Origin of the sequence: Accumulibacter sp. (assembly GCF_023806635.1) — a bacterium.
Lineage (GTDB): Bacteria > Pseudomonadota > Gammaproteobacteria > Burkholderiales > Rhodocyclaceae > Accumulibacter.
Genome location: NZ_JAMTDQ010000064.1, coordinates 81,612 through 92,424, shown reverse-complemented (window position 1 = coordinate 92,424; position 10,813 = coordinate 81,612). Strand labels below are relative to the sequence as shown.

The following is a 10,813-nucleotide window of genomic DNA, read 5'->3' as shown; positions in this document are numbered from 1 at the left end:
CACTCCTCGAGGGTCTCGGCAAGCTGGCCGCTACCCATCTGCAGGGTGGCGGGCGACAGCCCGAAGGTGCTGACGTATTCGTTGCCAGCGAGGTCGGCGAGGCTGTAGTGCAGCGTCAGGTAGCTGTCCCGATCGACGCTGGCGGCTGCGGGTGTGGCGGTGGGCGGCATGCGTTTTCCCGTGCGTGGTGGCGATGGAATGGCTGCGGCACGGCGGCCGCCGCCTGCTCAGGGCGGGCTGCCCTGGCCTCGGGTGCTGCCGCTGGCGAACTGGTCCCAGATCAACAGCCCGGCACCGAGGCAGATCGCCGCGTCGGCGAGGTTGAAGGCCGGCCAGTAGAAGCCGGCGGCGTGCCACTGGATGAAATCGACGACGGCGCCGAAGCGCAGGCGGTCGATGACGTTGCCGACGGCGCCGCCGAGGATCATGGTGAGCGCCAGCGAGAGCCGGAACTCGCCGCTGTGGCGCGGCAGGATGCTGACGATCCAGGCGGCGATGGCGATCGCCAGCGCGGTGAAGAACCAGCGCTGCCAGCCGCCGGCATCCGAGAGGAAGCTGAACGCGGCGCCCGGGTTGAAGACCAGTACCCAGTTGAAGAATGGGGCGAAGTAGACGCTGTCGCCCGGCCGCAGCCAGCCGAGGACCAGCCACTTGCTGATCTGGTCGAGGACGACGACGATACCCGCCAGCCAGAGCCAGCGGTCGATGTTACGCGAAGGCACGTTCTTCGCCCGCGCCGAAGAGGTTGTCGAGGCAGCGGCCACAGAGCCCGGGGTGCTCGGCATGCCTGCCGACATCGGCGCGCACGTGCCAGCAGCGTTCGCACTTGGCGTGCGGCAGCGGCGCGCAGACCAGTTCCTCCCGGCTGTCGTGTACGAGGGTCGTCTGCGAGCAGATGAGGACGAAGCGCAGGTCGTCGCCAAGGGATGCCAGCGTGTCGTACTTCTCGCCAGCGCAGTGGATGCGCACCTCGGCCTGCAGCGACGAGCCGATGCGGCCGGCGATCCGCAGTTCCTCGAGTGCGCGCATGACTTCGCCACGGCAGTCGCGCAGGCAGCGCCACTTCTCGATGAGTTCCGCTTCGCCGGCGGGCGCCGGCAACGGCTGCCAGGTGTGCAGCATCACCGAATCGTTGCGGTCACCACTCTGCAGCTGCCAGATTTCCTCGGCGGTGAAACAGAGAATCGGTGCCATCAGCCGGACCAGGCACTGCAGGATGTGCCACAGGGCGCCCTGTGCCGAACGGCGCGCGGGCGAGGCGGCAGCCGTGGTGTACAGGCGGTCCTTGAGGACATCGAGGTAGAAGCCGCCGAGATCCTCGGAACAGAAGGTTTGCAGTGCCTGTACGACGCGATGGAACTCGAAGCGCTCGTAGTCGGCCTCGCACCGGCTCTGCAGCTGCCGCGTCATCGCCAGCGCGTAGCGGTCGATCTCGATCCACTGCGCGATCGCCGGCATGTCCTGCGCGGGGTCGAAGTCGGCGGTATTGGCGAGCAGGAAACGCAGGGTGTTGCGGATGCGGCGGTAGCTTTCGACGACGCGCTTGAGGATCTCGTCCGAGATCGACAGTTCGCCCGAGTAGTCGGTCGCCGCCACCCACAGGCGCAGGATCTCGGCACCGAGGGTATCGGCGATCTTCTGTGGCGCGATGACGTTGCCTTTCGACTTCGACATCTTGAGGCCCTTGCCATCGACGACGAAACCGTGCGTCAGCAGGGCCTTGTACGGGGCTCGGCCATCGATCGCGCAGCCGATCAGCAGCGAACTCTGGAACCATCCGCGGTGCTGGTCCGAACCTTCGAGGTAGAGATCGGCCGGATAGGCGAGTTCGTCGCGGTGCGAGCCGCGCAGGACGCTCGAGTGGGTCGATCCGGAGTCGAACCAGACGTCGAGCGTGTCGCTCATCTGGCGGTAGTGCGCGGCTTCGTCGCCGAGCAGTTCGGCCGGGTCGAGGGCGAACCAGGCTTCGATGCCGGCTCGTTCGACGCGTTGCGCGACGGCTTCGATCAGTTCGGCGGTGCGCGGATGCAGTTCGCCCGTCTGGCGATGCAGGAAGAAAGGCAGCGGCACGCCCCAGTTGCGCTGGCGCGAGACGCACCAGTCCGGGCGGGTGCGCATCATCGCCTCGAGGCGCGCGCGTCCCCAGGCGGGAAAGAACTGCGTCGCGTCGACCGCACGTTCGGCTCGCCAGCGCAGCGTCGGCTCCTCGTCGCCGGTGTGCGTCGGCGCCGACGCCGGCGCCGGCGGGCGGTGCTCCATGCCGATGAACCACTGCGTCGTCGCCCGGAAGATGATCGGCGTCTTGTGGCGCCAGCAGTGCGGATAGCTGTGGCGGATGGTCTCCGAATGCAGCAGGCGGCCGTTGCCGGCGAGTTCCTCGACGACCAGCGGGTTGGCCTCCCAGACCGACCTGCCGGCGAGTTCGCCGTTGCCCAGAGGCGGCGTGCCGGCGACGAAACGGCCATCGTCGGCGACCGGATTGTTCATCGGCAGGCCGTAGACCTTGCCCACGAGGTAGTCGTCGGTGCCGTGTGCCGGCGCCGTGTGCACCAGTCCGGTGCCGGCCTCGAGGGTGACGTGGCGGCCGCAGATCAGCGCCACGTCGCGCGCCTGGAAGGGGTGCCGGAGCAGCAGCTGCTCGAGTTCGGCGCCTGTCGCCGAGCCGATCACCGTGCCGCTCAGGCCGTAGCGCTGCAGGCACGACGGCGCCAGTTCGCGTACCAGGAGCAGCGCTCCCTTGCCGGTCTCGATCAGGTCGTACACGAAATCCGGGTGGGCGCAGACCGCCTCATTGGCCGGCAGCGTCCACGGGGTGGTGGTCCAGATGACGGCGAACGCCGGACCGCGCAGGTGGCTCAGCCCACAGGCGCGGGCCAGCCTGGCGGCATGATTGGGGTGCACTTCGAAGGCGACGTCGATCGCCGCCGAGCTCTTGTCCTCATATTCGACCTCGGCTTCGGCGAGCGCCGAACCGCAGTCGAGGCACCAGTTGACGGGCTTCAACCCCTGGTAGAGGTAGCCCTGGTCGAGGATGCGGCCGAGCGCACGGATCTCGTCGGCCTCGGTCATGAAGTCCATCGTCAGGTAGGGTTGCTGCCATGCGCCGAGGACGCCGAGGCGGATGAAGTCTTTCCTCTGCCGCTCGATCTGCTCGCCGGCGAAGGCGCGGCAGAGGGCGCGCACACGGTCGGCGGGCAGGTGCTTGCCGTGCAGCTTCTCGATCTGGTGCTCGATCGGCAGACCGTGGCAGTCCCAGCCCGGGACGTAGGGTGCATCGAAGCCGGCCAGCGTGCGGGCGCGGACGATGATGTCCTTGAGGATCTTGTTCACCGCGTGGCCGATGTGGATGTCGCCGTTGGCGTACGGCGGCCCGTCGTGCAGGACGAAGCGCGGGCGGCCCTGCGACACCGCGCGGATGCGCTCGTAGAGACCGGATTCCTGCCAGTTGGCGACCCACTGCGGCTCGCGCCGGGCGAGGTCGCCGCGCATCGGGAACGGGGTGTCGGTAAGGTTGAGGGTCTTCCTGTAGTCGGACATGATGGGTCTCACAACTGGAAAAGGGCCCGGATGGCGGCAACGTCGCTGGCGATCTGGGCGCGCAGCGCGTCGAAGTCGGGGAATTTCATTTCGTCGCGCAGCTTGTGCAGGAAACGGACGCTGAGGTGCGCGCCATAGATGTCGGCGCTGAAATCGAGCAGATGGACCTCGAGCAGGGGCCGCGCGGCCCGGTTGGCGCTCGGCCGGTAACCGAGGTTGGCTGCGCCCCGGTGCGGTCCGCCGGGCAGTCCGTGGACCTCGACGGCAAAGACCCCGCGCAACGGAGGGCGCTCGTGCTTGATGCGGATGTTGGCGGTGTGGAAGCCGAGCTGGCGTCCAATGCCGTCGCCACGGACGACGCGGCCGTCGATCGCATAGGGACGGCCGAGCAGCCGCGCCGCATGTTCGATCCGCCCGGTCTGCAGTGCGTCGCGCACCGCCGAACTGGATGCGCGTTCGCCATCCAGGGTAATGCTTTCCATGGCCTCGACGCGGAAGCCGAGCCGCGCGCCGGCGGCGCGGAGCAGCGCGAAGTCGCCACTGCGGCCGGCACCGAAGCGGAAATCGTCACCGACGATCAGCAGCCGCACACGCAGCGCGCCGAGCAGGACCCGCTCGATGAAATCGGCAGCACTCAACGAGGCGAAGGCGGCGTTGAAATGGCAGACATGCACCAGGTCGACGCCATCGTCGGCGAGCAGTTCGAGCTTCTCGCGCAGCGTCGACAGGCGTGGCGGCGCATCCTGCGGGGTGAAGAACTCGCGTGGATGCGGCTCGAAGGTGAGGACGGCCGCCGGCAGCCCGGCGCTGGCGGCAGCCGCAGTCAGGCGGGCGAGCAGGGCGCGATGGCCGAGGTGGACGCCATCGAAGTTGCCTATGGTGAGGACGGTGGCGCTGGGCGCTGTCTGTGAAAATCCGCGATAGACGAGCATCGGGCGCGAGTGGGAGCGGACAAAACGTGCGATTATAACCGGCCTGCTGCCGCGCCGGCTGGCGCTGGCGCCTTTTTCCTCGTCTGTTGCGGTGATGAACAACGGCAATTGTTACCATTGTGGCCAGGCCATCCCGGCGGGCGTCGACCTCGTCACGCGCATCGACGGAGCGCCGTGCGCGATGTGCTGTGGCGGTTGCCAGGCGGTGGCGCAGGCGATCGTCGACAACGGCCTCGGCGACTACTACCGTACCCGCGATGCGCTGCCCGACGCGCCGCGCGAGGCGATGCCGGCGATCGTCGATGGGCTGCAGCTCTACGACCATGCCGACTTCCAGAAGAGCTTCGTCCGCGTCCTGCCCGACGAGGCGGGCGGGTGCGAGCGCGAAGCCTCGCTGATCCTCGAAGGGATCACCTGTTCGGCGTGCATCTGGCTCAACGAGCAGCACCTGTCGCGACTCGCAGGCGTCACATCGGTGGAGATCAATTACGCCACGCGCCGCGCGCGCGTCCGCTGGGACGAGCGGCGGATCCGGCTGTCCGGGATCCTGGCGGCGATCGCCGCCATCGGCTATCGCGCCTATCCCTACGATCCGGCGAAGAGCGAGGAACTCGCGCGCGACGAGCGGCGCCGCGCCCTGTGGCGGGTGTTCGTCGCCGGCTTCGGCATGATGCAGGTGATGATGTACGCCGTGCCGGTCTATCTGGCGGGCGAGGGCGAGATGACGCCGGCGGTCGAACAGCTGATGCGCTGGGCCAGCCTGACGCTGACGCTGCCGGTGGTCTTCTATTCGGCGGCGCCCTTCTTCACCAACGCCTGGCGCGACCTGCGACTGTGGCGTGCGGGTATGGACGTGCCGGTCGCGCTGGGCGTCGGCGCGGCCTTCCTGGCGAGCGTCTGGGCGACGCTGACGGCCAGCGGCGAGGTCTATTTCGATTCGGTGACGATGTTCGTCTTCTTCCTGCTGAGCGGGCGTTTCCTCGAGATGACCGCGCGCCAGCGGGCGGTCAGCACCACCGAGGCGCTCGCCCGGCTGATGCCGGCGGTCGCCACCCGGCTGCCGGAGTACCCGGCCAGGCGGCAGCAGGAACAGGTCCTGGTCGCCAACCTGCAGCCCGGCGAGGTGGTGCTCGTGCGTGCCGGCGAGACGATCCCGGCCGACGGCAGGGTGCTCGAAGGGGAGAGCAGTGCCAACGAATCGCTGCTCACCGGGGAGAGCGCGCCGGTCCACAAGGGTCCGGGATCGGCGGTGACCGGTGGCGCGCTCAATGTCGAGAGCCCACTGCTGGTCGAGGTGACGCGGGTGGGTGAGGCGTCCCGGCTGTCGGCGATCATCCGCCTGATGGAGCGGGCGGCGACGGCGAAGCCGCGGATCGTCGAACTGGCCGATCGCATCGCCAGCCATTTCATCGTCGCATTGCTCGTCCTGGCCGCGGCGGTGGCGTTGGCCTGGTGCTTCATCGATCCGCGCCAGGCGCTGTGGATCACCGTTTCGGTCCTCGTCGTCACCTGCCCCTGCGCGCTGTCGCTGGCGACGCCGGTGGCGCTGACCGTTGCCAGTGGCGCCATGGCGCGCGCCGGTCTGCTGGTCACCCGCAGCCATGCCGTCGAGACGCTGGCACGGGCGAGCCACTTCGTCCTTGACAAGACCGGTACGCTGACGACCGGCGAGATGCGCGTGCTGCAAGTGCTGCCCCTCGCCGACGACAGCGCCGATTCGTGCCTGCGCCTGGCAGCGGCGCTCGAGCAGGCGTCGGAGCACCCTCTTGGCAAGGCCTTGCGCGTGGCGGCGGCCGGCTGCCCGTTGCCCGCCGTCGAGGCGCCTGGCAACGAGCCGGGTTGCGGCGTGACGGCGGTCCTTGGCCGCCGCCGCCTGCGCCTCGGCCGGCCGGCGTATGTGCACTCGCTGCACGGCCAGCCGTTGCCGGAATCGGCGAGTGCCGTTCTTGCCAGTGGCGACACGGTAATCGCCCTTGGCGACGAGGGGGGCTGGATCGCCCTCTTTCGCCTTGGTGACGAGGTGCGGCCGGAAGCCGCCGCGTTGGTGGCCGATCTGCGTGCCGCCGGGCGGCGGGTCGTGCTCCTGACCGGCGACTGCGAGCCGGTCGCCCGGCGCATCGCGCGCGGTCTGGCGATCGACGAAGTGGTGGCGGATGCGTCGCCGCAGGCGAAGCACGACCACGTCAGCCGCCTGCAGGCCGCTGGCGCGGTCGTCGCGATGGTGGGCGACGGCGTGAACGATGCGCCCGTTCTGGCGCAGGCACAGGTTTCGGTGGCCATGGGGGGTGGTTCGGAGCTGGCGCGCACGCAGGCGGACCTGGTGCTGCTGTCGGAGAACCTCGATCACCTGCGTCGTGGCATCCGGGTGTCGCGCCGCGCGTTGCGCGTCATCCGGCAGAACCTGTGGTGGTCGTTCGCCTACAATTTCGTCGCCCTGCCGCTGGCGATGGCCGGCTTCATCACTCCATGGATGGCCGGCATCGGCATGTCCGGCAGCTCGTTGCTGGTGGTGGCCAATTCGTTGCGGCTGCAGAAGACTGGCGGAGGCTGATCGCCGATGGAGACCCTCTACCTGCTGATCCCGATTTCCGTCGTCCTGGTCTTCCTGATCACGCTTGCCTTCTGGTGGTCGCTGCGCAGTGGTCAGTTCGACGACATGGAGGGGCCGGCGTACCGCATCCTGATGGATGACGACCGTTCCCCACCCGCGGCGGGCGCCGGCGACGGGCGGCCAGGCCGGTCGCCGGCCGATCCATGCGACTCTTGACGCAGGTCAATACGGCGGCCTGTCGAGCGGGGATAATTCGCGCGTCGCCGGCGCGAATGTTTCGGGATTCGCCGCCCGGTGCGTCCAGGGATGTTTCTCTGTTGGGGTTTCGGGTGCGTTTCGGCGCACCCCTTTTTTTGTCCGCAGGCGGGGGTGGCTCGTGCGCAGTGGTTGATCTGTGTCAAATTTGACACCCCCGGGTTAGAATAGCATCCGTTTATTCAGTGCCCGGGACAAGGGCATTCAGGGCGGTGAAAACCGGTTTTCTTGATCAGGAACGAGGTGAGTCCATGTCGGAAACTCAGTCAACATACAACTACAGGGTGGTGCGGCAGTTCGCCGTGATGACCGTCATATGGGGGATTGTCGGGATGCTGGTGGGGGTGATCATCGCCGCCCAGCTGGTCTGGCCTGAATTGAACCTCGGATTCCTGCATTTCGGGCGCCTGCGCCCGCTGCATACCAATGCCGTGATCTTCGCCTTCGGCGGTTGCGCCCTCTTCGCCACGTCGTATTACGTCGTCCAGCGGACCTGTCACACGCGGCTCTTCTCCGACGGGCTGGCGGCGTTCACCTTCTGGGGCTGGCAATTGATCATCGTGCTCGCCGCCGTGACCTTGCCGCTGGGGATCACCTCGGGCAAGGAGTACGCCGAACTCGAGTGGCCGATCGACATCCTCATCACGCTCGTGTGGGTGGCTTACGCGGTCGTCTTCTTCGGCACACTCGCCAAGCGCAAGGTGAGCCACATCTACGTCGCGAACTGGTTCTACGGCGGCTTCATCCTGGCCGTGGCGCTGCTGCATGTGGTCAATAGCGCCGCGTCGCCAGTCACCCTGTTCAAGTCATACTCGGCCTATGCCGGTGTCCAGGACGCGATGATCCAGTGGTGGTACGGTCACAACGCGGTCGGCTTCTTCCTCACTGCCGGCTTCCTCGGCATGATGTACTACTTCGTTCCGAAGCAGGCCGAGCGGCCGATCTACTCCTACCGTCTGTCGGTGGTGCACTTCTGGGCGCTGATCTTCACCTACATGTGGGCCGGCCCGCACCACCTCCATTTCACGGCGCTGCCCGACTGGACGCAGTCGGTCGGCATGGTGTTCTCGCTGATCCTGCTGGCGCCGTCGTGGGGTGGCATGATCAACGGCGTCATGACGCTCTCGGGTGCCTGGCACAAGCTGCGCGACGATCCGATCCTGAAGTTCCTGATCACCTCGCTGTCCTTCTACGGCATGTCGACCTTCGAGGGACCGATGATGTCGATCAAGACCGTCAATGCGCTGTCGCACTATACCGACTGGACCGTCGGCCACGTGCACTCGGGTGCGCTGGGCTGGGTGGCGATGGTTTCGATTGGTGCGATCTACTACCTGCTGCCCAGGCTCTTCGGCAAGAGCGAGATGTTCAGCGTCAGGCTGATCACCGTGCACTTCTGGGTGGCAACGATCGGCGTCGTGCTCTACATCGCGTCGATGTGGATCGCCGGCGTCATGCAGGGCCTCATGTGGCGCGCGGTCAATGCCGACGGCACGCTGACCTACAGCTTCGTCGAATCGGTCAAGGCCTCGTACCCCTTCTGGGCGATCCGTTTCCTCGGTGGCGTCCTGTTCCTGTTCGGCATGCTGGTGATGGCCTACAACATGTTCAAGACGATGGCTGGCGGACGGACGGTCGACGACGCGCGCGTCCTGGTGCCTGCCGCCCACCACGCCTGACAAGGAAGAAGCAATGAAGATCACGCAAGATGCAATCGAACGCAGCGTTCCGTTGATGATCGTGCTGACCCTGCTGGTGGTCAGCGTCGGTGGCCTGGTGGAAATCGTTCCACTGTTCTTCCAGAAGTCCACCACCCAACCGGTGACCGGTCTCAAGCCCTACGATCCGGTCCGCCTGACCGGTCGCGACGTCTACATCCGCGAAGGCTGTTTTCTCTGCCATTCGCAGATGATCCGTCCGTTCCGTGCCGAGACCGAGCGCTACGGGCATTATTCGGTCGCCGGCGAATTCGTCTATGACCACCCCTTCCAGTGGGGTTCGAAGCGTACCGGTCCTGACCTCGCCCGTGTCGGTGGACGTTACTCCGACGAGTGGCACCGGGTGCACCTGATCAATCCGCGGGATGTGGTTCCCGAGTCCAACATGCCTGCCTTTGCCTTCCTCGAGAAGGCGCCGGCCGACGCCAGCACCATCGAGGGCAAGATGCGCGCCCTGCGCCGGGTCGGCGTTCCCTACACCGACGAGGAGATCGCTGGCGCGAAGAAGCAGCTTGAAGGCAAGAGCGAACTCGACGCCCTCGTTGCCTACCTGCAGGGGATGGGCCTGGAACTGAAGAACGCCAGGTGAGCGCATGGACATCAACGACATTCGATCCATCGTCACCGTCGTTTCCCTGCTGACCTTCCTCGGGATCGTCTGGTGGGCCTACGGCGTCAAGGGCAACAGGAAGCGCTTCGAAGAAGCAGCGATGCTGCCGTTCACCGATGAGGAAGCTGATCGGATCGAACTTGGCTTGGATCGCAACGGACAGAGGAAAGCATCATGAACGATTTTGTGAATCAGTTTTGGAACTGGTATGTCATTCTGCTCGTACTGGGGAGCATCATCGCCTGTGGCGTGCTGCTGTGGACACAGAGCCAGCCACCGCCAGCCAAGCTCGACACCACCGGCCACGTCTGGGACGAGAACCTCGAGGAGTACAATCATCCGCTGCCCAAGTGGTGGATGTGGCTGTTCTACATCACGGTGTTCTTCGCCTTGGGCTACAGTGTGCTCTACCCGATGCTGGGCAGCTTCCCCGGGGTTCTTGGCTGGTCGTCGAGCGGCCAGTGGGCCAAGGAGATGGCGAGGTTCGACGAGCAGACAAAGCCGCTCTATGCCAAGTACCTGCAGACCGACCTCAAGGCGCTGGCGGCGGACAAAGTCGGCATGGAAACCGGCAAACGCCTGTACCTGACCTATTGCGTCCAGTGTCATGGCGCCGATGCCAAGGGCTCGAAGGGTTTTCCGAATCTGGCGGACAGCGACTGGCTGTGGGGTGGCGAGCCGGCGCAGATCGTCGAGACGATCGCCGTCGGCCGCAACGGCGTCATGCCTCCTCACGCCCAACTCGGCGCCGAGACGATCAAGGATCTGGCAAGCTATGTCCGTTCCCTGTCGGGTCTTCCCGCTGATTCGCTGCGTGCCGCCAAGGGCCAGGAGGCGTTCAACAGCGCCGGCTGTTCCGGCTGTCATGGTCCCGATGGCAAGGGGATGCAGGCGCTCGGCGCGCCCAACCTGACCGACAAGGTCTGGCTCTACGGCAGTTCCGAGGCGACGATCATCGAGACCATCACCAAGGGTCGCAACAACCAGATGCCGGCCTGGAAGGAGTTCCTCGGCGACGAGAAGGTGCATCTGCTGGCAGCCTACGTCCTGAGCCTGGGCCAGGCCGCAGGCGGCAAGTAGATCCTGATGGCTGAAGAACGGAGCGCATCGTCGCTCCGTTCTTGCATTTCCGGGCGGAACGCCGCCGCAGGCTTACCGATCCGTTCGTTCCGGCGCGCTGCCAGCGCCGGGCTTTCTCCGCCAGTCGCTG

9 protein-coding genes are annotated in these 10,813 nt (G+C 66.5%); 6 read left to right on the top strand and 3 right to left on the bottom strand.

All coding sequences use genetic code 11. The features are described 5' to 3' along the window. Positions 1-227: 227 nt before the first annotated feature. The 3 genes from lspA to NFW30_RS12435 are packed head-to-tail and all read right to left on the bottom strand — an operon-like array spanning position 228 to position 4,469. Positions 228-722, bottom strand: coding sequence for a signal peptidase II (gene lspA, locus NFW30_RS12445; RefSeq protein ID WP_295351623.1), 495 nt, complete (start codon positions 720-722; stop codon positions 228-230). After that, on the bottom strand, positions 709-3,537 hold the full coding sequence (gene ileS / locus NFW30_RS12440) for an isoleucine--tRNA ligase (protein ID WP_295372181.1): 2,829 nt from the start codon (positions 3,535-3,537) through the stop codon (positions 709-711). The genes lspA and ileS overlap by 14 nt, the downstream gene beginning before the upstream one ends. An 8-nt stretch (positions 3,538-3,545) precedes the next feature. Continuing rightward, positions 3,546-4,469, bottom strand: a complete 924-nt coding sequence (locus NFW30_RS12435; protein ID WP_295351628.1) for a bifunctional riboflavin kinase/FAD synthetase — start codon at positions 4,467-4,469, stop codon at positions 3,546-3,548. Between the two features lie 94 nt (positions 4,470-4,563). Between NFW30_RS12435 and NFW30_RS12430 the strand changes: the two genes are divergently transcribed. The 6 genes from NFW30_RS12430 to ccoP all read left to right on the top strand — a co-directional run bounded on the left by NFW30_RS12430 (position 4,564) and on the right by ccoP (position 10,683). Continuing rightward, complete coding sequence (locus NFW30_RS12430) at positions 4,564-7,020, top strand: heavy metal translocating P-type ATPase (RefSeq protein WP_295351631.1); 2,457 nt, start codon at positions 4,564-4,566, stop codon at positions 7,018-7,020. A 6-nt stretch (positions 7,021-7,026) separates the two neighbouring features. Beyond that, positions 7,027-7,236, top strand: a complete 210-nt coding sequence (ccoS, locus tag NFW30_RS12425) for a cbb3-type cytochrome oxidase assembly protein CcoS (RefSeq protein WP_295351634.1) — start codon at positions 7,027-7,029, stop codon at positions 7,234-7,236. Between the two features lie 290 nt (positions 7,237-7,526). Then, positions 7,527-8,954 carry a cytochrome-c oxidase, cbb3-type subunit I gene (gene ccoN / locus NFW30_RS12420; RefSeq protein ID WP_295351637.1) on the top strand — a complete coding sequence of 476 codons (1,428 nt, stop codon included), beginning with the start codon at positions 7,527-7,529 and terminating at the stop codon, positions 8,952-8,954. 13 nt (positions 8,955-8,967) lie between these two features. After that, the gene (gene ccoO, locus NFW30_RS12415; RefSeq protein WP_295351640.1) at positions 8,968-9,582 is read left to right on the top strand and encodes a cytochrome-c oxidase, cbb3-type subunit II; all 615 of its coding nucleotides are present in this window, start codon (positions 8,968-8,970) and stop codon (positions 9,580-9,582) included. 4 nt (positions 9,583-9,586) lie between these two features. Continuing rightward, on the top strand, positions 9,587-9,781 hold the full coding sequence (locus tag NFW30_RS12410; RefSeq protein WP_295351643.1) for a cbb3-type cytochrome c oxidase subunit 3: 195 nt from the start codon (positions 9,587-9,589) through the stop codon (positions 9,779-9,781). Further along, the gene (gene ccoP, locus NFW30_RS12405; RefSeq protein ID WP_295351646.1) at positions 9,778-10,683 is read left to right on the top strand and encodes a cytochrome-c oxidase, cbb3-type subunit III; all 906 of its coding nucleotides are present in this window, start codon (positions 9,778-9,780) and stop codon (positions 10,681-10,683) included. The genes NFW30_RS12410 and ccoP overlap by 4 nt, the downstream gene beginning before the upstream one ends. The last annotated feature ends 130 nt before the right edge of the window (positions 10,684-10,813 follow it).